This is a genomic window from Geodermatophilus sp. URMC 65, assembly GCF_053502545.1.
This window is the reverse complement of record NZ_CP199954.1, coordinates 4,250,721-4,274,406: the sequence shown is the minus strand read 5'-3', so window position 1 is coordinate 4,274,406 and position 23,686 is coordinate 4,250,721. Positions and strand designations below refer to the sequence as shown.

General features: G+C 71.1%; 29 protein-coding genes and 1 pseudogene. 10 read left to right on the top strand and 20 right to left on the bottom strand.

The window, feature by feature from the left end:
• Both ACWIX7_RS20695 and ACWIX7_RS20690 read right to left on the bottom strand, forming a co-directional pair.
• Positions 1-417: a type II toxin-antitoxin system VapC family toxin gene (locus tag ACWIX7_RS20695; protein WP_448618288.1), complete on the bottom strand. Its 417-nt coding sequence runs from the start codon at positions 415-417 to the stop codon at positions 1-3.
• Positions 414-914 (bottom strand): hypothetical protein, encoded by a 501-nt coding sequence (locus tag ACWIX7_RS20690; protein WP_448618287.1) that lies wholly within the window; start codon positions 912-914, stop codon positions 414-416. Before ACWIX7_RS20690 ends, ACWIX7_RS20695 begins: the two co-directional genes overlap by 4 nt.
• A 118-nt stretch (positions 915-1,032) precedes the next feature.
• On the opposite strand from ACWIX7_RS20690, the gene ACWIX7_RS20685 reads away from it, so the two are divergent.
• Positions 1,033-1,629, top strand: a complete 597-nt coding sequence (locus tag ACWIX7_RS20685; protein ID WP_448618286.1) for a hypothetical protein — start codon at positions 1,033-1,035, stop codon at positions 1,627-1,629.
• Between the two features lie 176 nt (positions 1,630-1,805).
• Complete coding sequence (locus ACWIX7_RS20680; protein ID WP_448618285.1) at positions 1,806-2,222, top strand: cupin domain-containing protein; 417 nt, start codon at positions 1,806-1,808, stop codon at positions 2,220-2,222.
• A 134-nt stretch (positions 2,223-2,356) separates the two neighbouring features.
• Here the strand turns inward: ACWIX7_RS20680 and ACWIX7_RS20675 are convergent, their stop codons facing one another.
• Together ACWIX7_RS20675 and ACWIX7_RS20670 are read right to left on the bottom strand one after the other, a co-directional pair.
• A complete protein-coding gene (locus ACWIX7_RS20675; RefSeq protein WP_448618284.1) occupies positions 2,357-2,668 on the bottom strand; it encodes a type II toxin-antitoxin system PemK/MazF family toxin in 312 nt (103 codons plus the stop codon).
• A gap of 3 nt (positions 2,669-2,671) precedes the next feature.
• Positions 2,672-2,929, bottom strand: coding sequence for a hypothetical protein (locus ACWIX7_RS20670; protein ID WP_448618283.1), 258 nt, complete (start codon positions 2,927-2,929; stop codon positions 2,672-2,674).
• Positions 2,930-3,226: 297 nt separating this feature from the next.
• Between ACWIX7_RS20670 and ACWIX7_RS20665 the strand changes: the two genes are divergently transcribed.
• Positions 3,227-3,754, top strand: coding sequence for a hypothetical protein (locus ACWIX7_RS20665; RefSeq protein ID WP_448618282.1), 528 nt, complete (start codon positions 3,227-3,229; stop codon positions 3,752-3,754).
• Positions 3,755-3,954: 200 nt separating this feature from the next.
• On the opposite strand, the gene ACWIX7_RS20660 is transcribed toward ACWIX7_RS20665, so the two are convergent.
• The 5 genes from ACWIX7_RS20660 to ACWIX7_RS20640 all read right to left on the bottom strand — a co-directional run bounded on the left by ACWIX7_RS20660 (position 3,955) and on the right by ACWIX7_RS20640 (position 6,032).
• The gene (locus ACWIX7_RS20660) at positions 3,955-4,353 is read right to left on the bottom strand and encodes a type II toxin-antitoxin system VapC family toxin (RefSeq protein WP_448618281.1); all 399 of its coding nucleotides are present in this window, start codon (positions 4,351-4,353) and stop codon (positions 3,955-3,957) included.
• Positions 4,350-4,586, bottom strand: a complete 237-nt coding sequence (locus ACWIX7_RS20655; protein WP_091216553.1) for a FitA-like ribbon-helix-helix domain-containing protein — start codon at positions 4,584-4,586, stop codon at positions 4,350-4,352. The genes ACWIX7_RS20660 and ACWIX7_RS20655 overlap by 4 nt, the downstream gene beginning before the upstream one ends.
• Before the next feature lie 264 nt (positions 4,587-4,850).
• Positions 4,851-5,222 carry a type II toxin-antitoxin system death-on-curing family toxin gene (locus ACWIX7_RS20650; protein ID WP_448618280.1) on the bottom strand — a complete coding sequence of 124 codons (372 nt, stop codon included), beginning with the start codon at positions 5,220-5,222 and terminating at the stop codon, positions 4,851-4,853.
• On the bottom strand, positions 5,219-5,425 hold the full coding sequence (locus ACWIX7_RS20645; protein ID WP_448618279.1) for a ribbon-helix-helix domain-containing protein: 207 nt from the start codon (positions 5,423-5,425) through the stop codon (positions 5,219-5,221). The genes ACWIX7_RS20650 and ACWIX7_RS20645 overlap by 4 nt, the downstream gene beginning before the upstream one ends.
• Before the next feature lie 37 nt (positions 5,426-5,462).
• The gene (locus ACWIX7_RS20640) at positions 5,463-6,032 is read right to left on the bottom strand and encodes an HNH endonuclease (RefSeq protein ID WP_448618278.1); all 570 of its coding nucleotides are present in this window, start codon (positions 6,030-6,032) and stop codon (positions 5,463-5,465) included.
• 346 nt (positions 6,033-6,378) lie between these two features.
• Between ACWIX7_RS20640 and ACWIX7_RS20635 the strand changes: the two genes are divergently transcribed.
• A complete protein-coding gene (locus ACWIX7_RS20635; protein WP_448618277.1) occupies positions 6,379-7,047 on the top strand; it encodes an HD domain-containing protein in 669 nt (222 codons plus the stop codon).
• A 35-nt stretch (positions 7,048-7,082) separates the two neighbouring features.
• Here ACWIX7_RS20635 and ACWIX7_RS20630 read toward each other — a convergent pair whose 3' ends face one another.
• On the bottom strand, positions 7,083-7,346 hold the full coding sequence (locus ACWIX7_RS20630; protein ID WP_446768045.1) for a type II toxin-antitoxin system RelE family toxin: 264 nt from the start codon (positions 7,344-7,346) through the stop codon (positions 7,083-7,085).
• Positions 7,343-7,618, bottom strand: coding sequence for a type II toxin-antitoxin system Phd/YefM family antitoxin (locus tag ACWIX7_RS20625; protein WP_448618276.1), 276 nt, complete (start codon positions 7,616-7,618; stop codon positions 7,343-7,345). The genes ACWIX7_RS20630 and ACWIX7_RS20625 overlap by 4 nt, the downstream gene beginning before the upstream one ends.
• A 174-nt stretch (positions 7,619-7,792) precedes the next feature.
• Between ACWIX7_RS20625 and ACWIX7_RS20620 the strand changes: the two are divergent.
• Positions 7,793-8,005: pseudogene (locus tag ACWIX7_RS20620) on the top strand (phosphorothioated DNA-binding restriction endonuclease); the annotation flags it as partial.
• A 2-nt stretch (positions 8,006-8,007) separates the two neighbouring features.
• Here the strand turns inward: ACWIX7_RS20620 and ACWIX7_RS20615 are convergent.
• The 3 genes from ACWIX7_RS20615 to ACWIX7_RS20605 form a co-directional block, all read right to left on the bottom strand.
• Positions 8,008-8,376 carry a DUF5615 family PIN-like protein gene (locus ACWIX7_RS20615; RefSeq protein ID WP_448618275.1) on the bottom strand — a complete coding sequence of 123 codons (369 nt, stop codon included), beginning with the start codon at positions 8,374-8,376 and terminating at the stop codon, positions 8,008-8,010.
• The gene (locus tag ACWIX7_RS20610; RefSeq protein ID WP_448618274.1) at positions 8,373-8,807 is read right to left on the bottom strand and encodes a ribbon-helix-helix protein, CopG family; all 435 of its coding nucleotides are present in this window, start codon (positions 8,805-8,807) and stop codon (positions 8,373-8,375) included. Before ACWIX7_RS20610 ends, ACWIX7_RS20615 begins: the two co-directional genes overlap by 4 nt.
• Positions 8,808-8,887: 80 nt before the next feature.
• The gene (locus tag ACWIX7_RS20605; protein WP_448618273.1) at positions 8,888-9,892 is read right to left on the bottom strand and encodes a DUF3048 domain-containing protein; all 1,005 of its coding nucleotides are present in this window, start codon (positions 9,890-9,892) and stop codon (positions 8,888-8,890) included.
• A gap of 386 nt (positions 9,893-10,278) precedes the next feature.
• Here ACWIX7_RS20605 and ACWIX7_RS20600 point away from each other — a divergent pair, with 386 nt between their 5' ends.
• Together ACWIX7_RS20600 and ACWIX7_RS20595 are read left to right on the top strand one after the other, a co-directional pair.
• Positions 10,279-10,560: a type II toxin-antitoxin system Phd/YefM family antitoxin gene (locus ACWIX7_RS20600; RefSeq protein WP_448618272.1), complete on the top strand. Its 282-nt coding sequence runs from the start codon at positions 10,279-10,281 to the stop codon at positions 10,558-10,560.
• Positions 10,557-10,961 carry a type II toxin-antitoxin system VapC family toxin gene (locus ACWIX7_RS20595; RefSeq protein ID WP_448618271.1) on the top strand — a complete coding sequence of 135 codons (405 nt, stop codon included), beginning with the start codon at positions 10,557-10,559 and terminating at the stop codon, positions 10,959-10,961. The genes ACWIX7_RS20600 and ACWIX7_RS20595 overlap by 4 nt, the downstream gene beginning before the upstream one ends.
• Positions 10,962-11,289: 328 nt before the next feature.
• Here the strand turns inward: ACWIX7_RS20595 and ACWIX7_RS20590 are convergent, their stop codons facing one another.
• Both ACWIX7_RS20590 and ACWIX7_RS20585 read right to left on the bottom strand, forming a co-directional pair.
• Positions 11,290-11,931: a hypothetical protein gene (locus tag ACWIX7_RS20590; RefSeq protein WP_448618270.1), complete on the bottom strand. Its 642-nt coding sequence runs from the start codon at positions 11,929-11,931 to the stop codon at positions 11,290-11,292.
• 107 nt (positions 11,932-12,038) lie between these two features.
• Positions 12,039-12,719: an NUDIX domain-containing protein gene (locus ACWIX7_RS20585; protein ID WP_448618269.1), complete on the bottom strand. Its 681-nt coding sequence runs from the start codon at positions 12,717-12,719 to the stop codon at positions 12,039-12,041.
• Positions 12,720-12,935: 216 nt separating this feature from the next.
• Between ACWIX7_RS20585 and ACWIX7_RS20580 the strand changes: the two genes are divergently transcribed.
• Together ACWIX7_RS20580 and ACWIX7_RS20575 are read left to right on the top strand one after the other, a co-directional pair.
• Positions 12,936-13,355 carry a DUF898 family protein gene (locus ACWIX7_RS20580; RefSeq protein WP_448618268.1) on the top strand — a complete coding sequence of 140 codons (420 nt, stop codon included), beginning with the start codon at positions 12,936-12,938 and terminating at the stop codon, positions 13,353-13,355.
• Between the two features lie 174 nt (positions 13,356-13,529).
• Complete coding sequence (locus ACWIX7_RS20575; RefSeq protein ID WP_448618267.1) at positions 13,530-14,189, top strand: HD domain-containing protein; 660 nt, start codon at positions 13,530-13,532, stop codon at positions 14,187-14,189.
• Between the two features lie 52 nt (positions 14,190-14,241).
• Here the strand turns inward: ACWIX7_RS20575 and ACWIX7_RS20570 are convergent, their stop codons facing one another.
• The 4 genes from ACWIX7_RS20570 to ACWIX7_RS20555 form a co-directional block, all read right to left on the bottom strand.
• Entirely contained in the window at positions 14,242-17,049 is a 2,808-nt protein-coding gene (locus tag ACWIX7_RS20570; RefSeq protein ID WP_448618266.1) for a hypothetical protein, read from the bottom strand.
• 58 nt (positions 17,050-17,107) lie between these two features.
• Complete coding sequence (locus ACWIX7_RS20565) at positions 17,108-18,631, bottom strand: hypothetical protein (RefSeq protein ID WP_448618265.1); 1,524 nt, start codon at positions 18,629-18,631, stop codon at positions 17,108-17,110.
• A 4-nt stretch (positions 18,632-18,635) separates the two neighbouring features.
• Positions 18,636-19,205, bottom strand: a complete 570-nt coding sequence (locus ACWIX7_RS20560; protein ID WP_448618264.1) for a C-terminal helicase domain-containing protein — start codon at positions 19,203-19,205, stop codon at positions 18,636-18,638.
• Positions 19,206-19,341: 136 nt separating this feature from the next.
• On the bottom strand, positions 19,342-20,232 hold the full coding sequence (locus tag ACWIX7_RS20555; protein WP_448618263.1) for a GIY-YIG nuclease family protein: 891 nt from the start codon (positions 20,230-20,232) through the stop codon (positions 19,342-19,344).
• A gap of 107 nt (positions 20,233-20,339) precedes the next feature.
• Between ACWIX7_RS20555 and ACWIX7_RS20550 the strand changes: the two genes are divergently transcribed.
• Entirely contained in the window at positions 20,340-23,456 is a 3,117-nt protein-coding gene (locus ACWIX7_RS20550) for a DUF3427 domain-containing protein (RefSeq protein WP_448618262.1), read from the top strand.
• The last annotated feature ends 230 nt before the right edge of the window (positions 23,457-23,686 follow it).

Genomic DNA, 23,686 nt, shown 5'->3' with positions numbered 1-23,686 from the left:
CTAGGGCAGCAGAGTCAGTCCGCTGACGTGGCTCGGGACGACGACCGCGAAGTGGCGGCGGTCTAACGTGGCCACGCGCTCGACACCGAGTCGTTCGGCGATCGCGACGACTGACGCGTCGGTGGCGCCGAGACCCAGATCGGCGTACCACTCGACCAGCTCGGCCACACGTCGCAGGTCATCGGGCACGAGCTCGGCCAGCCGCAGCCCGTCCTCGTCGTCGAAGGAACGGAGGAACTCCGCTTCGGCTCGTCGATCGCCCTTTCGCTCACCGACCAGGCAGCAGACCTCGGCGATGACAGTCGGCGGGACCAGCAGCACGTCGGTGACGCCTTCCACCCACTCTGTCGCCATTGTGTGCTTGTCGTCCGTGCGGCTGATGAGCGCGACCAGGACGTTGGAGTCGACGAGGGTCAATCGCGACCGAAGCCCCGCGCGAGGTACTCGTCCGTGCGGGTCGCGAGGTCAGGTGGGCCCTCGATCAGGCCGGTGAAGCGCAGCCGGCGCCGCGGCCGCTCAGCCTCCGCCGTCGCGGGCTGGGCAGTGATCCGGCCAGCGTGTCGGAGCGCGTCCTCCAGCGCACGTGCGACGGTCGCCAGGGCGTTCCGCTCTGCGTCGTCGAGTTCTCGGCCGTGGACGATCGCATGGCGGGCTCTGGTGATCTCTCCCAGCTGGGGACCGATGGCCGCCCGCAGCGCTTCGGCGACCTCGCCGGTGGCCGAACTGATGACCGCAACAGCGGTGAGCAACGCGGAGACGGTTCGATGCCACTCGTCCGGGTCGCCGGGGACGTCACCTGCCGGCTCCACGACCCACAGCCGCGTGCCGGGGCGCACACCGTGACGACGAAACTGGGCGAGCAGCTCCGCGGCGTCCTCCGGGACGACCAGGTCCCAGCTCTCGGCGGTGCTCACGATCACCAGGCTATCCGTGCGAGGAGAGACTCCGCCGCTACGGCAGGTGCCCTCACGCGTCACCACGCCAGCCGTCGCCGGTTCCGTGGCTCGCCGGTCCGGTCATACGGTGACCGTCGTGCGCAGACCGCTCACCAGCGACCAGGTCGAGGAGCTGTACGCCCGAGCCCGCACGCCGGAGCAGCACCGCGCGACGGCCGAGAAGCTCGCCGCCTGGGCGGGGGAGGCCCGTCCGGACGACCAGGACGTCTCCCCCGCCTCCCTGCTGGTGAGCGCCGGCGAGCACCTCACCGAGGCCGGGGACCCCGAGGGGGCGGTGGCCCTCTTCCGCCGGGCTGTCGCGACCGGACAGCACGTGCCGCCCGACGTCCGCTGCTACCTGCACGGCGGACTGCTCCGGGTGGGCGACACCGGAGCCGCACGCCGGATCGCCGAGGAGCTGCGCCGCGAGTGCCCGGTCGACGGGGACGTCTACCTCTTCCTCGGCGAGAACCACGAGCTGGCGGGCGACCTCCGCGAGGCGCACCGCTGGCTGACCATGGGGGCGCGGCGGGCGATCGACGACGTCGAGGCCGGGGACGACCGCGCAGCTGAGGACGCCGCCGGTCTGCTCATGGCGCGGCTGCGCGTGCGCCACGCCCTCGACCTCCCGCTCGACGAGTACGACGAGCTCGTCGCGTCCGCGTTGCTCGGCGAACCCGACAGCCCCGACTGACGACCCGGTGAGAGGGCTCAGCCGCCGAGGGGACTCACCACGGTGACCATCTGCGGGGGACGCCTGGTCGCGGAGTCGACGTCCTGGGGACCGCAGCGATACCGCCGCTGAGCTCCGCAGGCGTCGATCCCGCAGGGCGCTTGACGCCCGGGCACCGGCGCGGTCGGCTGACCGTCATGACCGAGGAACCCATGGACGGCTGGCACCAGCCGCTGCGGCACATCCGGGCCGACGAGCTCACCGGTGACACCGGGCAGACCAGCGGCATGACGAGGCTGGAGGCGGTGTCGGCCAAGACGGTCGGATCCCGGCGGGTGTGGATGGGCCAGACGCACGTCGCCCCGCGGACGTCGTCCGGCGACCACCACCACGGCGACTCCGAGACCGCCATCCACGTGCTGCGCGGCCACCCGGTCTTCGTCTTCGCGGAGGACGGCGAGGAGGTCCGGCTGGCCACCGGGCCCGGTGACTACGTCTTCGTCCCGCCGCACACCCCGCACCGCGAGGAGAACCCGACCGACGAGGAGGCTGTGGTGGTCATCGCCCGTAGCAGCCAGGAGGCGATCGTGGTCAACCTGCCCGGGCTGACCTGACCCCCGAGCGCCGTGGGACGGCGGAAGCCCGGGACGCACCCGTACGACCACACCCCGGGCGGCGACCGGTGGTTCGCCGACAGCGGGGCCGGCGGCGCCCTGCTGGACGAGGCGGAGGCGGGGACGCCGAGCGGTCACAGTCCGAAGTAGACCCGCAGCTGCCCTTCGATGCGGGTCATCTCGCTCGGCGCGAGCAGCCCGCGGCGCCGACGGCATCGGCCGCGAGCCACGGCCTGGACGCCGGTGACGTCGACGCAGCGACCGGCGTCGGCGCCCAGCGGGATGTGCGTGAGCGACGGCCCGCTGGTCCCCGTGACCGGCAGGACGACGACGTGGCCGAGCCTGCTGTTGAGGGCGTTGACGCTGAGGACGACGGCCGGGTGCACGCCGAAACCGGGGAACGCGACGTCCCACACCTCACCGCGCAGCGGTTCGGGCAGGGCCACGGGTCAGGACGCGTCCGCGTCGTCCGGCTCGTCCGCCGCCACGCCGATGGGCAGGGGTGGCTCCTCGTCGCCGTAGAACTCCTCCACGCTGCGCACCATGCGCTCCTCTGCGGCCCGCTGGTGCAGCAGTTGCAGCGCTGCCTTGACGATCTCGGTCCGACCGGAGAGTCCGAGGACCTCGGAATCCGCCTGCAGTTGGGCCGCCAGGTCCCGGCTGATGCGCGCCTGCCAGACCTCGGTGCCGACCGGACTCTCCTTCATGTGTACGACTATTTGTCGTACAGATTAGTCGGTCAAGTTGCTACGGCGCACTTCCGCGGGCATGGCCCTCCGCCGGGTGACCCTCCGTCGAAACCCCATGACTGTGGATCCCGGCGCAGCCGGCACCTGACGGTCGGTCACCGGTGTGATTTGACGGAGCGCATCAGGGGCGAGCACCCTGCCGCTCGCCGCTCCGCAGCCGCGGCGCACGGGCACGACGAGGTCGGCGAGCGCCCACTCGCCCCAGGGATGGACGTCGTGCCGCTTCCCCGCCCGTGTGTCCCCTCGGAGGCAGCGATGTCGTCAGGAACAACTCGCCGTGGTCCGGCTCTGGCCCGGGGCGCCCTCGTGCTGTGCGGGGTCGTCGCGACGACGGCGCTCGCGGCACCGTCCGCACTCGCCGCCGTCCCCTCCCCCACACCCACCCAGGCCCAGCCCATCGAGGTGACGCTGGACTCGGTGGAGATCGGCAGCGCACCCGGGACCCTGGTGCTCAGCGGCACGGTGGCCTGCGACACCCCCATCGAGGCGGGGGTCTTCGGCAGCGTCGCACAGGTCCAGGACCTGGACATCGCGCGCGACTTCTTCTCCCTCGACACGGCCGTGCAGTGCTCCAGCAGCCCCTCGGCCTGGACCGCGACCTCCGTCGGGGCATTGCGGGTCTTCCTGCCCCTGCCGACGACCATCGACGTCTACGCCCAGTCCTGCACCGCGGAGGTCTGCCGGACCGTCACGATCACCCAGACGGTCACGCCTGCTCCGGCGGAACCGGCGGCCGACCCTGCGCCGGTTGCCGACGTGGCCATCGCCCCCGTGACGAACTGACCGGGGTCGGCCTCGCCGTCCACTGGCCGCCCGGCTGATGCGCGCCTGCCAGACCTCGGTGCCGCCCGGACCCACCGTCTCCGACTGTCTGTCGTACACATCCGTCGGTTGAGTTCCCCTGCGGGGCGCGGCCGCGCCGTCGTCGTCCCCGGGGATCGATCCACCGGTCCGATCGACGCCCGGCAGCGTCCCGTCGCGGCTCAGCGGTCAGGTGTTCGGAAGGTGCACCGCGGACCCGGTGCGTCGGCGAGCCTCCGGTCGAGGGTCCACAGCGGCGCGTCCAGCTCCTCGGCGAGGGTGACGAAGGTGGCGTCGTAGGCGGTCACCGTGGGGTGCAGCTCCCACACCCGGTTGCCTAACGGCTCGAAGGGAAAGGTCGTCACGGGCAGCTGCACGAGGTCGCGGTGCGCCAGGGCGGCGGCATCCCGCCCGAGTCGCCGGGCGAGGACCGCGCGCCGGAGCATGTTCGACACCTCGACGTACAGGTGGGCCGGCGCCGTCAGGACGTCGCCCCGGAGGCCGTCGCGCGCCCACGTGCCGTCGGGGCCGTCGTCCACCAACGCGGCGACCACCGCAGAGGAGTCGACGACGATGGTCACGTGCGGTCGTGGTCACGCAGGTCGAGGATCTCCGCCGCCGGCAGCCTGGTGCCCGTCGTCCGTACCCGGTGCTGCACCCGGTCCCAGAGGTCGGCGGGGCTGGGCCGCCGGGCCAGCTCGGTCAACTGGGCGCGGACGTACTCCTGCAACGACTGACCGGCGCGGGCCGCGCGGGCAGCCAGCTCGTCGCGGGTCTCGTCAGGGACGTCGCGGATGGTCATCGACACGGGCACGCATGCAGATTAGCAGCGCCAGCAGCCGATTGCTGCTGGCTCTGCAGCCATCGTCGGCGTCGAGCCGGCAGAGGCCTCCATCCGACTCCGGGCCGATGGCGTCTGGACCCTCGACCGGGACGTCCCGATGGACACCGTCAACCCGCTGCGGGAGGCATGACCGGGGTGGGTGCTGGGCGCGGTCCGCACGGGTCACCCCGCGGCCGCGGTGGACGTCGGCGTGGCAGTGCCCAGGAGCTGTCCGAGGGGAGTGCTCCAGTGGTGTCAGCGCGGAGCGACCCGCAGCCGTTCGGCGATCTCCTCGACCTCGGCCTCGCCAGCGGCTACGTCCATGACGAGCTGGAAGGCCGCATCGTCACTCAGGTCCGGTTGGGTGCCGTTGAGGTCGAGGAACACGACGGTGGCCAGCCAGCCGAGCCGCTCGTTGCCGTCGACCAGGGGGTGGTTCCGCGCGAGCGAGTGGAGCAGCGCGGCGGCCTTGAGTGGCAGCATCGGGTAGGCCTCCTGCCCGAAGACGATCGTCCGGGGTCGCGCAGCGGCCGAGTCCAGCAGGCCGACGTCGCGCACCGGGCCGGTCTGCAGCGCCCGGACGAGGCCGAGGAGGTCATCGAGGTCGAGGTACTCGACCTCGCTCACACCGTGCCCAGGCGGTGCAGCACGTCACCCCACCTGTCGATGAGCCGACCGGAACTCTCCTGGACCCGCGCAGCGTGGCCGCTCCGCTCGTACCGTTCGAGGACGGCCCGGCGGATGATCTCCTGCCGGGACGTCCCTTCTGCGGCAGCAAGGGCCGTGAGCGCCCGATCCAGCTCGTCGTCGGTCCGCAGGGTCATCGCCATGCCATGATGGTACCGAGGTGGTACCTCGCTCGGCGCTTCAGTCCGTGTCGGCGGGCACGTGCTGCAGCACCCTCGTCCCGGACACCGCGCCGGCCGGCTGCCTCTCACCCGTCGAGCGGACGCGCGGTCCATGGCGGACGACGGCCGCAACGGAACCCGGTGGGAAGTAGGCTCGCCTGCGCCGCTCCAGGCGACCCAGCTCCCATCCCCACGGCACCGGAGCCGCCTTCCTCCTGTTGTGACGCCTGCACAGCGCTTGGCCGTTCGTGACGTCGGTCGCCCCGCCACGGCTGTGCGGGTGGACGTGGTCGGCCTGGAGCGCCTCGGTCTCCCGGCACCGACCGAGCAGCCAGGAGTGGTGCTCGCACCGGTGGCCTGCCCGCTCGAGGAGTCGGACCTTGTCGGCCCGGGGGAAGGTGCGGCGAGGGTCCCGCCCGTGCCCTCCGTGCACCACCGCGCGACCGAGCTGGACCAGCTTTCCGATCGCCAGCACCGCCAGGAGACCGGCCAGCCACGGGGTCGCGAGGATCTCCACCAGGAGGCTCCGGAGCACCACACCGACGAGATCGCCGGCAGCCATCCCCGGTCCCACGATGGGTGCGCCCATGCCCGCTCAACGTCCTCGGCGAGGGAGGACTGGAGTTACGTCGCACGATCGAGTGAATCTGACGCCGATGTGGCGCTGCCTGGAGCGGTCGGCCCAGTTGGGCAGGTAGACATTCCGGTCGGCAGTCGCGAGTGCTTCAGGAGGCACGAGGCGGTGGCATGCCATCCAGCGGCGTCACATCGCGCTGCCGGCGAGGTCGTCCGCCAGTGGGTGCGAGAGTCGAGATGGGACGCCAGGAGCGACGTGTACGCGCAGGCGGCCGTCGTCAACGCATCGTCCCGAGCGACGACTGGACCGGCGGACGTCGACGCGATCGTCGCCGCCGTGCTGAGACGAGGGGAAACGCGTGACTGCAACTCTGGAGACCCGCTGCGAGCTGGGCTGCGGACCCTTGACCAAGCGTTTCGACGAGGCGCTGCTGTACGCGTCGCGGCACCACCGGGAGCAACTGCGCAAGGGCTCGCGCGTGCCTTACATGACCCACTTGATGAGCGTCAGCGCGCTGGTGATGGAGCACGGCGGCAGCGAGGACCAGGCGATCGCCGCACTGCTGCACGACGCGGTCGAGGACGCTGCACCGGGTACGGGTGCTGCGGCGCTCGTCGACATCCGCCTCCGATTCGGGAACGCCGTCGCCGACATCGTGCAGGCGTGCTCCGACGGCCTGGACGCCGACGGCAACCGCAGCGGCACGTGGGCCGAGCGGAAGCGGGACTACGTTGCCGGCCTCGCCCACAAGGCGCTCGACGCACTCCTGGTGACGGCGGCGGACAAGACGCACAACGGGCTGTGCATCGCCGCCGACGTCCGCCGGTACGGGCAGGGCTTCTGGTCGACGTTCAACGCGAGCCGCGACGAGCTGCTCTGGTATTACACGAGCGTGGAACGGGCGGTGGCTGAGCGGCTGCGGGGCAGCTCGATCGCCGATGCCCTGCACCGAGCCGTCGACGAGTTGCTCGCCGCCGCAGGAAGGGAGCGGTCCGCCGTCCCGATGGAGATGCCTGGTCGCGACTGAGCGGGCGCCGGCCTCACCACAGTCGCCGCCTTGGGTCATCGCCGCTCGTAGACGTCTCTCCGGTGACCGACCTTGATGACGAGGACGAGCAGCTCTCCATCGCGGATGTCGTAGATGATGCGGAAGTCGCCGGTCCGCACCCGCCACTCTCCGGCGCCGCCGACGAGCTGCCGCGCCCCGGGGGGACGGGGCTCCTCGGCCAAGAGGTCGATGGCCGCCTGGACCCGCCGGCGGCCCGGCGGGTCCAGCTTGCGCAATTGACGGACGGCCGCAGGCGCGAGCCGTACCTCGTAGGTCACGCCAGACCCAGGTCGGCCTTCACCTGCTCCCAGGGCACCGGCTCGGCTGCCGTGTTCCGGAGGTCGGCACGTGCCGCTTCGGCATCGAGGATGTCGGACATGTCCTCGGCGAGCGTCTGCAGGCGTTCGAGGTCATCCGCGGCGATGACGGCCGCCACCCGCCGACCGCGGCGACTCAGGTAGACCGGCTGGTGCGTCGCGCGGGCCTGGTCGACGACTGCGGCGAGGTCCTTGCGCGCCTCGGACACACTGCGCTCGCTCAGGTCGGACATGTACAAATCGTACACTCTGTCATGCCGGCATCGCGCGTCGGCTGCAACAGCAGCGCGGCGAGCAACCGGGCCTGCGTCCCGCTGCGCAGGACGGTCAGCAGGGACGAGACCCGCCGTGTCATACGCACGTGACGTCATGTGCGTATGACACGGCCCAACGTGCCAAGCGGGAGCCACAGGCTGTTCGACCAAGGGATGCTCGGGCTGGACGACGACCTGGCCGTCGTGGTGTCCCAGCGCTTCTCCGCCCGCACGCCGCAGGGCCGCGCCCTGTACGACGTGCACGGGCGGCGGCTGCGGCCACGTCCGGGCACTCCCCCACCGGCCGAGCGGCACGTGGCCTGGCACCGTGAGCAGGTCTTCCAGGGGACGGCGCTGGCCGGCTGACGTCATCTCCGGTGAGGCTCCCAGAGCCAATCGACGAGGTGGGCGCCTCGCTCGCTGCGGTCTCCACCGGTTCGCGCGTCGAGCCAGGCGCGGAGGGCCGTGAGCAACCGCGGCAGGCCGCTCGGGGTGCGCGGCCAGCGACGCGCGTTGACCAGCAGCAGGCCGGCGTGCTCGTCGACGTCCAGAGGCGCGTAGTCGGCGACGTTCTCGGTGACGACGACGCGGCCGTGCTCGCGGACCCAGCGCGCCACCTCGGCATCCTCCCGGCCGACGAGGTCGGGCAGTTCGACGACGGCGACGACGTCGTGCCCCTCCGCACGCAGCTGCTCGGCGAGTCGCCGTGGGTACATCTCGTCGAGCAGCAGCTTCACCGGCTGGGGCCGGCCAGGACCTCCTGCTGGCGCCGCCAGGCTGTCTCCAGCTCCTCGGCGGCCCGGTCGTTGGCGGCGATCCTCGCGTCGACCTCGTCCCGGTGGTCGGCGTAGTAGGCGACTGCCGTCCGCACCTGCGCCTCCGTCAACGACGTCATCTCGGCGACCGCGGCGACGACGTCCTCGGGGCCTTCGTCCTGGACAGCCCGGAGGGTCCGGATCACCTCGTCGACGTCCGGGCCACCAACCAGACCGGCCCGCCGGCCACTCGGGCCGTCGCGGAAGGTGATCCCGGGATGGGCCTCCCGGCGCAGCGCCTCGTCGAGCAGCCGCTCGATGGTCGACGAGACCGAGGCGCCCCGCCGTCCGGCCAGGTCCGCGAGTCGGCGGAGGACGTCATCGGACAGGCGGACCGAGCGGGGACTACCCATGACTACATGGTAGTCGCGACCGGCCATCTTCCTCGTGGCCGATGCAGCGGTGCCAGTCCCACGTCGTCGTCCCTCCGTGGTCAACCGGTGGCGACTGCACCGCCGCCGTTGGGGACCAGCTCGACCCAGGTGGTCCCGGGCGCCAGGGTCACCGGATCGCCGCCCGCTCCGGTCAGCGTCACCCGGTCGTTGGTCCCCGGCTTGGACCAGGTGGCCTCGACCGTGTGCCCGCCCGAGGCGACGAGGGCCCGGCCAGTGCCGGTCAGGATGGTCTCCGGGACGGGGTTGCCGGCCGGGTCCCGGGCCTCGGTCGCGACGACGTCGACGCGCAGGACGACGACGTTGGTGGCGCCGATCCGCCGGCCGTCCGCCTCGACCGCCGGGGTACTCCCCTCGCTGCGCAGCCAGCGCCCGTCCGCAGGGTTCCAGGTCCACCGGGGATGGCTGACCCCGGACAACGTGAGCTCCAGGGTGGTCGTCGGTTGCCCCGCGGCGACGGCGGTGGGGTGTTTGCCGGCCGCGGAGTGGTCGAACTGGGCGCCGGGTGCGGCTCGGTGGGCGGCGTCGGCCTGGCCGACGAGGGTCTGCGGCACCGCGTAGACGTTGTGCGGCGCCGCGCGGGTCGTCGTCCGGTGGAAGCCGTCGGCCCCGGAGTCCTGGCTGACCGCCTGCAGCCCCGCGTCCTGGGCGGCGCTGATGTAGGTCGGCACGCCACCGGAGAACGCGAGCAGCCCGTCCAGCGGCGCGGCGATCGCGGGGTCCATCGGCCGGATCGACCGCACCGGGCCGATCTCGGGCGGGAGCTCGGAGTGGTAGACGGAGACGAACCGGGTGATGCCGCCCTCGACGACCTGCTCCCACACCACGTCCGCGGCGGCCAGCCCGGTCTGCGGGCGGGCGTCGGCGGAGTTCTCGATCTTCACCGCGAGCGCCGGGCGGTCGGCGACCGCGTCGGCCGGGACCCCGGTCAGCGGCCAGGCAGGCGCGGACGGCCGCGTCACCGCGGCGATGATCGAGTCCAGGTACGGCACGGCGGACAGGTGCTTCTCCGCCGCCGGCCACGTGACCACCACGCCGGCGGTCACCAGCACCACGATGAGCAGGGCCGCTCGAAGACCACGTCCGGGCCTCGACCGGCGGCGGCCCTTCGCCGTCCGTCCGCTCCTGGCTCGGCCGCCCTTCGCGGACCGGGCGCCTCTCGTGGGCCGGGTGCTCTGCCTCCCTCCGGAGGGGGGCCGGGATGCGGTGGACCTGGGCATGTAGGACTTCCTGGCTCGGCGGCGCTGCCCCTTGGCCATCGGCAGGGCCCACCGAACGCGGCACCACCATCCGCGAAGCAGCCGGACGTCTCGAAGCCCAGCAGGCGGCCGGGGGCCGACGCGCCGACCTGGCGACACCGCCGGCCGCGCGTGGGAACGGCTTCGGCCGCACTCCTGTTGAGGTACCTAGGTCATGTAGGTACATTTCCGGCATGGAGACGATCGGTCTGCGGGAGCTGAACCAGAACCCGTCCAGGGCGGTGGCGCGCGTCCGGGCCGGGGTGACCGTCGTCGTGACCGATCGCGGCCGCCCGATCCTGCGCATGGTGCCCGAGGTCGAGCGCCCGGGCTCGCTGCACGACCTGGTGGCCTCCGGGGAGGCGACCGCACCGGTCGACCAGGGCATGCCGGAGTTGATCCCCGACCTCGCTCCCGGGCTCGACAGCCTGTCGGAGCTGGTGGTCGCCGACCGGCGCCACCAGCGCGGACGTTGATCTACTTCGACACCAGCGCGTTGGTGAAGTTCGTCAAGTGCGAGGCCGAGTCGGAGGCACTGCGGAGCTGGCGCGGCCGGCTCCCCTCCGGCACCGAGCTGGCGACGAGCGAGCTGGCCGAGCTGGAGATCAGCCGCGCGCTGCTGCGCGCCGGCGTGGACCACCAGCGGGTGCCGTACGTCGTCGGGCAGGCGCTGCGCGGCCTGTACGTCCTCGACCTCAGCCGTGCGGTCCTGGCCAGAGCGAAGGGCTACCGGCTCCGCGAGCTCGGCTCGCTGGACGCCCTCCACCTGGCCACGGCCGAGCCCTTCGGATCGGAGCTGACCGACTTCGTCACCTACGACTCCGAGCTGGCCGCCGCGGCGACCGAGGTGGGTCTCCCCGTGACGTCGCCGTCCTGACGGGTGCGCCGGGCAGGCCCCCCCTCCGCCGGCGCGAGGTGCCCGGGCGCCCGTCGTGAGACACCGGAGCTGCCGCAGCGCGGTGTGCGAGGTGAACGCGACGCGGTCGAGGCCGGTCGCCAGGGGAACAGCCGTTTCGGCGGCCGGCGCACGCCGTCGACGTCCACCCGGTGTTCGAACACGTCGTCGGAACACGTCGTCGGGACTCATGCCGCGGAGAGCCGACCGCACCGTGGCGGCGTCGAAGGTGTGACGTGCACCGTCCACGACGAACTCCATGCCCTTCTCCAGCCCTCCGTCGACTTGGTGAGGCGGAGGACCAACGGTGTCATGCCTCGATGTCGAAGAAGGCCGATGCACACGGTCGACAGGCACTCGCGACACCGACGAACGACTCGGGTGCGTGCGCCCGGCGGCAGGTGCGGCACCAGCGGAACGACCGGCGCCGGCGTGCGGCGATGGCCTCCGCCACCTCGGCGATGACGTCGGGCGACCACAGGAGGTCGTCCCGGCCGAACCGGCCCCCGTCCGTCGGCTGGAGATCTGCGCGTTGCTCGCCCCACGAGGTCAGCGGGCGGGCCAGCACGAACCCGAGGTCGTCGACGCCGACGGCGACCTGAGCCGGCTCACCGCTGACGAACCACTCCAACCCGTCGTCGACGGCGGGGTTCTCCCGTCGCCACCCGCTACCGAGGGCGCGGACGACGTCGGCGTACCGGACGCCCAGCAGATCCGCCAACGCCTGCTCGTCAGCGGTCGGGCCACCCTCGCGCCCCCACTCGAGCCCGCACGAGCGGCAGGAGAGAACCGGCTCCTCCCCCGGCACCAGGCAGCCGCCGAGCGCGACCAGGCCGCGCTCGGCGAGCCGGAAGTCCTCGACCGCGGGCAGACCCCAACGCAGCGGGACCGAGTCCTCCCGCCCGCACCCGGGGCAGACACGCCCCACCTGGACGCCGACCGGTTCCGTCATGCCACTCCCCGTCTCGCTGACCGTCCCTGTGACGGCCGGGCGCGGATGGTGGCACGCGCCACCGACAGGAGTGCCCGGGCGCCGACGGACGGCCGATGCCCGTCGGGTCAGCCGGCCGATACGGACGTCCGGCGGTAGAGCTGGGCCGGCTTGCCGACCGTCCCCTCCGACCTCCGCTGCGTCTCCTCGAGCATCGGCAGCATCGCCCGGCGAAAGGTGTCGGCCGAGTGGCCGAGCCCACCGGCGACGGCGTCGTGCAGGCGGAACAGCTCGCGCATCGTGAACGGCTCGTCGAGCAACCGGTCCGGGTCCGGTCGTTCCCGGTAGGCGGCCCGCATGTCGGCCGCGGCCCGCCGGACGATCTCGTCGTGGTCGAACAGCAGCCCGCGCACCTCGTCGACCGGCCGCGCGACCACGCCCTCGGGCCGCGCCCCGAGCACCGGTGCGACCGCTCGCCAGGGGAGCGCGGCGACGTGCGCGACGGACAGCACCCAACCGCGGTTGTCACGGTCCGGGTCGTCGAAGACGTGCAGTTGGCGCGGAGCGACCTCCGGTGTCAGGCCGGCCTTCTCCCGCAGTGACCGCTGGACGGCGCCGGCGAGGATCTCCCCCTCGTGCAGGAACGTGCCGGGCAGCGCCCACTCCTCCGTGCGCGTCTCACCCGCCCGGCGGACGAGCAGCACCGAGAGCCGAGGGTCGGCGTCCGGGACGGTCAGGACAGCCGTGTCGACGGCGACCGACGGCCGCGGGTAGTCGACGAGGCGCTTGTCCGAACTGTCGCGGTACACGGAGTGGACATTAGCGCAGAATCCGTCTAACCTTGGGTTAGCGCAAGGATGAGCTAACCGCGAGGAGGTCCCGTGGTGACCGACCAGACCGAGTCCGACCGACTCGCGGGAGCCCGATGAGGCCGACGGTGCGATTGGGGACGAGCCGGTTTCCGCCGAGTCGGCGTCCTGCCGATGGACGTGGGGTCCATCACCGTCTCTCCACGGGAGTACGTCATGTCCAGGTCCGGCAGGTTCCGCTGCGACGGCGGTGCCGCCACCTACGTGGGGACCGCCCTCCTCGGCGTCCTCATCACCGTCTGCACCTTCGGCATCTGCTACCCGTTCGCGCTGGTCCTCAAGGAGCGGTGGCGGGCCAAGCACAGCTACATCGACGGCTTCCCGCTGGTCTTCACCGGCTCGGCCGTCGGGCTGTTCGGCAACTGGATCAAGTGGCTGCTGCTGAGCTTCATCACGTTCGGCATCTACCTGTTCTGGGTCGGCCCGCGGATCGCCGAGTGGAAGTGGGAGCACACCGACTTCGACCGCAGCCGCACCCCGCTGCCGCTGACCGACGTCCGCCCGGCCATCCCGGTGCAGCAGGTCGGCGGGCTGCCGATGCCGGGCTCCGCGCCGGCCCCGTACGCACAGCACTGAGCCGACCGCCGGGGTCGCGGTCGTCCGCTACTGGGCGCCCGAGCCGGGATGGGACGCCAGGGGCGATGACCTGTACCAGCAGGACGCTGCGATCCGCGCGGCGTCCCGGAGGACCACCGTGCGGGCGGACGTCGAGTCGATCGGCGCTGCCGTCCTGACGAGGAAGGAGAGGGAATGACCGCGACTCTGGAGGACCGCCGCGAGCTGGGCTGCGGGCCGTTGAGCCAGCGCTTCGACGAGGCGCTGCTGTTCGCGTCGCAGCACCACCGGCAGCAGCTGCGCAAGGGTTCGCGGGTGCCGTACATGACGCACCTGATGAGCGTCAGCGCGCTGGTGATGGAGCACGGCGGCAGCGAGGACCAGGCGATCGCCGCACTGCTGCACGACGCCGTCGAGGACGCACCGGCCGGGACCGGCGGCGCCGTGCTGGCCGAGATCCGGTCGACGTTCGGGGACGCTGTGGCCGACATCGTGCGGGCGTGCTCGGACGGCCTCGACGCCGACGGCAACCGCAGTGGGACGTGGGCCGAGCGCAAGCGCCCGTACGTTGCCGGCCTCGCACACAAGGCGCTCGACGCACTCCTGGTGACGGCGGCGGACAAAACGCACAACGGGCTGCGCATCGCCGCTGACGTCCGCCGGTACGGGCAGGTTTTCTGGGCGACGTTCAACGCGAGCCGCGACGAGCTGGTCTGGTACTACACGAGCGTCGAGCGGGCGGTCACGGAGCGGCTGTCGGGCAGTTCGGCCGTCAACGCACTACACCGCGCCGTCGATGAACTGCTCGCCGCAGCAGGTGCCCCACGGGAGGACATCCCGCTCGACCAGCCGTAGTCCTCGACGCTGACCACCGCCGGCCGGGGACACGAACACGCGTGACCGGAATTCAGTCCCTGCAGTCGGCCGGCGGTCCGGCGGAGATGTCAGCACCACACCTGACGAAGGCAGCGATCGCCTCCGGGATCGGCGTCAGCAGAGGGCCGTGCTGCTGCCGGGTTCGCATGGCCGCATCGGCATCCCGCAGAGCCACCGGGCCCATGAGGGGGCGTAGGACATAGTGCATCCACCGAACACGCCCAGACGGCTGCGGCTCCGCCCGCCACACGTCCTCTCTCTCGCGTGCCAGCAGGCACCAGTCCCCGCGATCGTTGGACGCCCAGCAGGCCGCCTCAGCCGGAGCGTTGTCGACCGTGCCGAGCAGTTCGAGCGCTTCGGACGCCAGGCTGAACGGCACCCCTCGAGCGCTGTGCACGTGCAGGAGCCGGGCGCCGTGGGCGTGCACGTCCCATCTCGGCCGGTTCCTCTCCAGCTGCTCCCTCGCGGTGAGCAGCGGATCGTCCTGGACGGCTAGGGCGGCGATCCGCATGACCTCCTCGGGGTCGATCGGGAAGCCGTGCCGGTTGCGCATCGGCCCGACGAATCCGGCGACCTGTTCCTGGCTGGCATACGGCAGGAGGTGGCCGACGGCGTCGAGGACGGCTCGATAGGAGATGACCTCGGACGTGCGGATGCCGGTCGGCAGCACCTCGTGCAGGAGGAAGACACCGACTGCCGCGGTTGAGGCCAAGGGATCGAGGAGCCGTTCGGGGATGTCGCTTCCCCCGTAGGCGTCGAGGTGCTCCAGGTTGCGCAGCGCCTCGGACAGGGTGCCGCTGTAGCCCTCCTCGCCGTTCGGGCTGTCGAAGACGTCGGACTGCTGAGCGACGATCACGAGGAGTGCCACGGACTGACGGGCGAGCGGGTGCAGGAGTGGCGCCTGGCCGACGAGGCCCCGAAGCCGCTCGCGGATGCGACGGCGATGTCGCGCCTCGCGGACCCGCCGGATGGCCGCTTCCTCTGCACCGGTGGCGACGTCCCCGGATGGTGCTCCGGAGGGCGTCGTTCCCTCGCCAGGCGCTTCCCCGTCCGCGGCGAAGGGATCGGTCTCCTCGTTAACCTGGTCGGCGTCGTCCCCCTCCAGCGCGGCCGCCCGTTCGTCCACCAGTGCGTCGGTCGGCGTCGCCAGCTCCAAGACCGCCCCGGTGCGCTCGGGGTTCGTGAGCCGCGGGAAGCCGCCGAGCGCGAAGTCGACCACCCGTCGACCGAGGTGTCGCTTGGCGTCGTCGGTGTAACGGAGCCAGGCGTCCTCGTCGGCGAGCCGCGCACCGTGATCCGGCTCGTCCTCGGCTGCCGCCGACGTCCCGGAGACCCGGGGCAGGGTGACGGTGGAGACCGCGGTGGACACCTGCGTGATGTGGTCGACCCACATGTCGAGGAAGCGGGCGTCGACGGCGAGCTGCGTCGGGGTGTGGTCCGCGCGGCGTCGTCCACTGAGGACGTCGGCAGCGGTGACGCTCACCCGTGCGGGGTCGATGACGAAGGTGACGAGTCCGTCCACGATGCCGTCAGGACCCTCCCACTGCGCACGCACGCGGTCGGCGGATCCCATGCCCGGGGGAACGGGGAACTCCGCCGTCGTCACTCCAGCGGGAACCCGGCCGACGGGCGACCAGACGTCGTAGTCGGTGCTGTGGCTGGCCACGATGGTGACTTCTGAGCGCGCGGGCCGTGCGAGCGTCACGCGCAGCAGCCCGTCGCGCAGCACGGCCGCGAGGAGCAGCACGGTGGTGACAGCGCCACCGTCCGTGGTGTCCCCGGGGCCCGGCGCGATCTCCCCGTGCGTGGCGTCCCGGAGATCGATCTCCACGCCGGCCGGGAAGAGCGACGGCGGATCGGTGGTGATTACGCCGACCTCGACGTTCCCGCCCTGCCGCGCGGTCCGCAGCAGGGCCACGACCGACAGGTTCGGGCTCCCGGTCAACGTCCACCGGTAGCCGTTCCCCAGGGTGGCCTGGACGAGCTTCCCGTGCCGGTAACGCTCGTCCCGGTCCTCGACGAGAGTGAACCCGAAGGCGAAGCGGGCGCGCAGGTCCTCGACCACGTCGGACACGGCGCCGGGGACCCAGACGGTCCGCCCATCGCTCTGGACGGCGAGTCGCACCTGCGCCGGCCGATACCGCTCGACCAGGGCGCGGATCGCACTCCCCTGCGGGTCGTGGAACGGCGCGTACAGCTCCAGGACCTGCACCGCGGCCCCCGGCTCCGGGAGCTGCTCGAGGATCGGACGGTCCAGCGAGTGCACGAGCCGGTGCCGCTCGTCCTCTCCGTCGGCCGCTGGCGCCTGGGCCGCCAGGGAGTCCAGCCCCTCGGCCGCCGCACGCATGCGGAGGGCGGCTTCCTGCGTCACGACCACGCCGCTGACCCCTGTGTCGGGGAGCCGGCGCAGCCAGTCGCCCACGTCCCGGACGATCCGCGGACAGCGCTCCCGATCAGCAGTCACCACGGTCCACGTCTCGGCGTTGTGGTGCCAGCCGGATGCGGTTAGGTTCCCGGAGCCGATGAGCACCACGGCCCGCTGGTTGCCGACCACGACGTTCACCTTGGGGTGGAACGCGGCACCGCTGGCCGTCACGGCGATGCCTGGGACGTAGCGGACGCCGGCGTTCCGGACGGCACGTGGATCGTGCTCGTTGACCCTCCCGTCGGCCACCACGGTGATCCGGGCTCCGCTCGCCTGGGCCACCCCCAGCACCGTGCGCTCGAAGAAGCCCAGGTCGGCGTTGTACGTGGTGAAGACGGCCTCGCGCGCCTGGAGGTCCCGGTGACGTTCCTCCGCGTAGAGCTGGGCGATCGGGGATGCGATGTTGGCGACCACGGGGTCTACAGCGGAGTCGGGAGCGGCCTCATCGGGCCGTGCGGGGAGAAGGTCCACGTCAGTCCTCGAGGAGGTCGCTTCGGGTGCCCGGCGTCCATTGGTCCCCGACACGGTCGAGCAGTCCCATGCCGGCCAGGATCTGAGCGAGCTGGTCCAGCCGCAGGGACGCCGGACCGCGTCCCTCGCGGCCCTGGGTGAACAAGTACTCGTCCCGGGTCAGGAGTCGGGTGGGCATTTCAAGCACCCCGGTACGCGGGTTCGGACGGGCCTTGGCCAGAGCCAGACGCTGGGATCGGTTCACGAGCACCTGGGTCAGGTGACGGGCGAAGTCGCGGAGCGAGCGTTCCGTCCAGTTGGTCAGCTGCTGGGCCAGCCAGGCCGGCGCCAACTCCTCGTGGACGTCCGTGGGGACGCGGTTGGTAAAGCCGTCGAATTCTCGGCCCCGCAGCTCTCCGGAGCGGCGGGCTCCGAGAGCGAGGACCGCCAGCCACCGCTCGACGTCGTGCTCGGTACCGTCGAGCTCCGGCAGCCGCTCGGCGTGGGTCACGCGCCCTGACGGGGTCGCCGTGGGCGGCAACTGCGACAGCCACTGCTGGACCGTTCCGGACGGGAGCTCGTCGGCGAGGCGATCTGCGACGAGGCGGCGGGTGCTGAGCGCGTCGACGGCATCGACCAGCCAGGCCCACAGTCGTCGCCAGGCGCTGGTCGACTGGTTGCGCAGCATCAGGCCGCGCCAGTCCTGGACGAGGGGCAGCCGGGCCAGGACGGGGTCGTCGTGGGCCTGATCGGAGTAGCAGATGAACCGCGAGAGGTCGCGGGTCATGCCGTCGATCTCCGTGAGCGTCACGGCGCGGTGGATCATCTGCAGCGTCTGTCGGCGTCGTCGATCGCTGGGCCGGTCGCAGTCCGGAGCGGCGAACGTCCGGGACAGCCACGCCCCGTCGGTGGCGGTGGGTGCAGACATGCGGCACAGGCAGAGATCGACGTGGGCCTCCAGATCGGCCTCGGTGAGGCTCGGCCGGCCCACCAGACCGTCCAGGTCACCGAGGGCCTCCGTGAGGGCGGTGCCGTCGCAGTTCTCCCCCGGACGCAGTCGCGCTCCGGGAGCCAGGACGTCGAGGAGCATCTCGCTGCCCCGGTAGGCCGCGAGGAAGCCCTGACGGGCGGTCGCGTACGCGCCTCGTGCGGAGAGTGCCTCCACGTTGACCGCACCGTCGCGACGGAGCGCCGAGACGATCTTGTTGTACCCGTGCGGCTGCGAATAGGCGCGGTGCGCATCGGGGTCGACGTTCAGGTGGTGCGCGGAGACTGCGCCGAGGACGACCTCTGCCCTGCGCAGGCGGGTGATGAGCTCCGAGTCGGTGATCCCGTCCCGCTGGCCTGTGTGGGCCACGTAGCCGTGCAGTGCGTAGTACCGGGCGTTCAAGGTCACCGTGGTAACCCCAGGTACCAGGTCGTTGACCTTCGCCATGATGAACCGCTCGACGCCGAGCGGGAACCGACCCTGCACCACTCGCGAGGCCTTGTTCGACCAGGCCGGCCCGAGCACCGGCCCCGCGGCGGTGGTCACACCTGATGCCATCGAGTTAGTCCCCTCGCAGGGTCGTGCCGGCCATCTCCACAAGCCGGCAGAGGGCGTTGACCTGGCGCAGCTGCTCCGGCGTCCGCACGGCGGCGTCGAGCAGTTCCTCGCTCATCACGACGACGGCCAAGGCCTTGGCGCGCGACACCGCCACGTTGAGCCGGTGCAGGTCGTAGAGGAAGGAGACCCCGCGGGGCGCGTCCTCGGCCGAGGTCGACGTCATCGAGCAGACGACGACCGGCGCCTCCTGGCCCTGGAACTTGTCCACGGTGCCGACCCGGGCGCCGTCAGGCAGCAGGCTCCGGATGCGAGCGACCTGGTTGTTGTACGGCGCGACCACCAGCACGTCGTCCGCGCCGATGACCGACCGCTCCCCCGCCGCGTCGACCCAGCCAACGCCCTGCAGCGACCGCCACAGCCCGGCCACCGCCGCCGCCTCGTCGTCCGACGCAGCCGCCGCAGGCCGTGTGTGCTCGACAAACCGGACGGCGAGCCCACTCGCCCAGCCCTCGACCGCGATGTGCCGGGTCAGGTCACTGGGGCTGAAAACCAGCCGTCCGTCGAGTCGGTACACGGCGTCAGCCCTCGGTCGAGCGGACGACGGCGGGCAGCGATGAGTGCGACAACGTTCCCCCGTGGTACAGCGTGCAGAGCCTCGAGGAGGCTGTCACGCACGACGCCGCTCCGGGGCCTCCCGCACCGACCGAGCATCAACCTGGGCTGCCAGTGACACGCTCTTGATTCTGCTTCAGCGATCGTCCCTGCGAGTCTCGCCAGGCATCGCGGCCGTTCTTGCTTCCACCGGACAGGACGCTGGCAGCTTGGGAGGGACTGTCGAAGACGTACGTCTTGGTGAGCCGCAACTGTCGGTCGCCGTGAGAGGCCAGCACTCCCTCCACGAGCAGGCGGTTCCGCTTGTCCTTGTAGCTCGACGTCATGACCTTGGTCTCCGCTCGACCCAATGCCCCGGCGAGTACAGCGAACCCACGTGAGTCATCTCGCCCGGTGGCATCAGTCAGATCGGCTCGGAGGAAGTACTCGGTTCCTTCGAGCGGGGACTCGTCGTTCGAGTCCGTCGCCCCGCCGGCAGGCACGGGCCGGTCCTTGACGACGTCGAACAGCGTGACGCTAACGAGAGGCAGGAGTGTCAACGCTGTGTCGAGGTACCACTCCAGGTCCGCCTCCTCTGACTCCCCGAGGCGCGGGACGGGGGGCAAGGTGCCGTTCTCGCGGACCGCCGCATCTGCGTCGGCCGCGAGGTGCAGCAGACGCGCCTCGAGGTATCGCACATGTGCCTTATTTAGGGAATCGTCCTTGGTGGTCAGGACGTACCCGTGAGTCCAGAAGTCCTTCTCGCGGTGGTGGCTGTCAAGTCGGCTGCGGACTTCATCTCCCTCACCCACGTAGACGCGGGTGGGGCGCTTGCCGTTCTCCTCAGGGCCGGTCAGCACGTAGGCGCCAGAGCGCCGCATCTCGTCTCGGAGACGGGCCTCCCCGTAGTCGGCTCGGGCAAAGGCAAGGCAGGTCCCGGTCCAGCCCGCACGATCGACCACACGAAGCCCCTGTGGTTTGCCGTCGACGAGGTAGATGCGGATGGACACACCTCGCGGTGTTTCGAGTGGCACGCCCTGGATGGAAGCACACGACTATCGCGAATCTTGGCCTGTCGCTACCAAGCGTTGCGGATGAGCTGTCTAGCGTCATCCGGGTGGAACGGCTGCCCACAGGGCTGTACGAGCACCTGGTCACCGATCGGCTCAACAAGGACCTGTCCGTAGCGGCCCGCGAGCTCATCCAGCTCGGCACGCTCGACCCTGCAGATGCGCACGAGTCCCTGACCCGACACATCACCGAGCTCGCGAGCCGGGCGCTGCGGGCCGCTGGCGGAAGCGACGCATCGGCCATCAGCCGGCAGGTCGAGCTGGCCAACCGGATCGTCGCGGCCATCAGCGACCTGTCGCCGGATGTGGCCGGCATGGAGGACGCCGTCGCGGATCCAGCCCGCACTCTCCTGGCGATCGCCCCACCGAGCGGCGTCCCTGGTCCCGCGTCGTTCCCTGAGCGACCGGCCGTTCCGCTCTCCACGAGCGCACTACTGGTCAACGGCCGTGGGCAGCCGCGGATCGGTTACGAGGTCACCCGAGAGCTGGCATCCGCCGATCGGGTCGATCTGCTTTGCGCCTTCATCAAGTGGCACGGGCTGCGCGTCCTCGAAGACGCTCTCATCGACCTCTGCGAGCGCGGTGTCCGGCTGCGCGTCATCACCACCACCTACATGGGCGCGACCGACCAGCGCGCCCTCGACCGGCTGGTCGAGCTCGGCGGCGAGGTCAAGGTCTCCTACGAGACACGGACGACGCGACTGCACGCCAAGGCGTGGCTGTTCCACCGGGACACCGGCATGTCGACGGCCTACGTCGGCAGCTCGAACCTCTCCCGGACGGCGCTCATCGACGGCCTCGAGTGGAACGTGCGTCTGTCGAACGTCGAACAGTCTCACCTCCTGACGACCTTCGCCGAGACGTTCGACAGCTACTGGGCGGATCCGTCCTTCGAGAGCTACGACCCGAGCCGGGACGGCGACCGGCTGCGCCAAGCCATCGCTGCCGAGCGCGGCGGCCCGAGCGACCTGCCCATCGAGATCGCGACCCTCGACGTCCGCCCGTTCGGATACCAGCAGGAAATCCTCGACGAGCTTCACGCCGAGCGAGAGGTCCACGACCGCTGGCGCAACCTCGTCGTGATGGCGACCGGAACCGGGAAGACGGTCGTCTCCGCCCTCGACTACCGGCGGCTGCGCACGGCCGCGGCTGTCGAGCGGGTGCTGTTCATCGCCCACCGCGAAGAACTGCTGCTCCAGAGCCTGTCGACGTTCCGGCAGGTGCTCCGCCACGGCGACTTCGGCGAGCTGTTCGTCGGCGGCCAGCGACCGCGGGAGTGGCGGCACGTCTTCGGATCGGTGCAGTCGCTGACCCAGCTCGACCTGGCTCAGCTCGACCCGCGCCACTTCGACATGGTGATCGTTGACGAGTTCCACCACGCCGAGGCAGCCACGTACCGCCGGCTGTTGGAGCACCTGCAGCCGAAGCTCCTACTGGGCCTGACAGCGACGCCGGAGCGCACCGACGGTGCCGACGTCCGGCGCTGGTTCGACGGCCGGACAGCGGTCGAACTTCGGCTGTGGGAGGCGCTGGAGCAGGGGCTGCTCGCGCCGTTCCAGTACTTCGGCATCCACGACGACGTGGCACTCGACCAGCTGCGGTGGCGACGCGGCCGAGGGTATGACGTCGGCGAGCTGACCAACGTCTACACCGGCAACGACAAGCGCGTCCGGCTGGTCCTGCAGGCGGTCCACGACAAGGTGGCGGACCCGCAGCAGATGCGCGCCCTGGGCTTCTGCGTGAGCATCCAGCACGTGCAGTACATGGCTGAGCGCTTCAGCGCTGCGGGCATCCCGAGCTTGGCGGTCACCTCGACGACGTCCCGTGAAGAACGGGCAGCCGCGCTGACGGCCCTCCGGGATCGCACGGTGAACGTCCTCTTCGCGGTCGACCTGTTCAACGAGGGCCTCGACGTCCCGGCAGTCGACACCGTGCTCTTCCTGCGGCCGTCCGAGAGCGCGACCGTCTTCCTGCAGCAACTGGGCCGCGGGCTGCGCTTGTCGGAGGACAAGGCCTGCCTGACCGTCCTCGACTTCATCGGCGCGCAGCGCAAGGAGTTCCGCTTCGACCTCCGTTTCCGGGCGCTGACCGGGACCTCACGGCGCGGTGTGCAGCGCGTCGTCGAGCTGGGCTTCCCCACGCTGCCGGCCGGCTGCCACGTCGAACTGGATCGAGTGGCGCAGCGGATCGTCCTCGACAACATCAAGCAGTCGCTCAACGTCTCGTGGAAGGGACTGGTCGCGGAGGCCGCTGCCGCGCAGTCGCCCTCGCTCGCCGACTTCCTCGTGGAGACCGGCGTCGAACTCGAGGACCTCTACCGCGGCAACGGCCGCAGTTGGCTCGATCTCAAGCGCGCCGCCGGCTGGGACGACTCGGTGCCCGGTCCGGACGACGCGACGCTGCGCGGGGCGTTCGGTCGCATGTTGCACATCGACGACCTGGAGCGACTCCAGAAGGTGCGGGAACTGCTCGATGCAGCGAACGCCGGCACTGGAGTCGACGGTTCGGAGCGCATCCGTCGCCTGGCCGCGATGCTGCACTTCTCACTCTGGGGTTCTCGCAGCCCGTTCAGCGGCGTGGAGGCCAGCCTCCAGCGTCTGCTGGCCAACCCCGGCCGAGCTCGGGAGTTGATCGAGGTGAGCGGCGTCCTACACGACCGCATTCACCGGGTGACGCCGGCCCTGGAGCTTGGCGGGGACCGCCCGTTGCACGTGCACGCCCGATACAGCCGCGACGAGGCGCTGGCCGCGTTCGGCATAGACGACCTGAACGGCACGTGGGGCTCGGGTGTGCGCTGGGTGCCCGGCGACCAGGCGGACGTCCTCTTCGTGACGCTGGTGAAGACCGAGGCGCACTTCTCCCCCACCACGATGTACGCAGACCACGCCATCTCGCCGACGCTGTTCCAGTGGGAGTCGCAGAACTCAACAGCCGAACGTTCAGCGACAGGCCAGCGCTACGTGCACCACCGCGATATGGGCACCTCCGTGCACCTGTTCGTACGCGAGACCAAGACCGCGGACGGGACGCTCGGCACGCCCCCGTACCTCTACGCCGGACCGATGACCTACGTGTCGCACACCGGCGAGCGGCCTATGCGGGTTCTCTGGCAACTGGAGCACGCCTTACCTGCCGACGTTTTCCACGCCGCCAAGGTCGCATGATCTTATGGCCGCGAATGGAAGTCACTCAATAGGTAACGTCCAAAGAGGCGAAGTTGCCACGCTACTTTGCCTTGCTCTTCCTGCGACCCTATGGTACACCCCCACCTCTTCCATCGCATGGAAGAGGCCCAGGGTTCGAGTCCCTGTAGCTCCACTGGCTCTGACCAGGCTTTTCTTAGCCACTGCGGCGAAGCTAGCACCGCAGCCATATGTCAAAACGAGTGCCACGG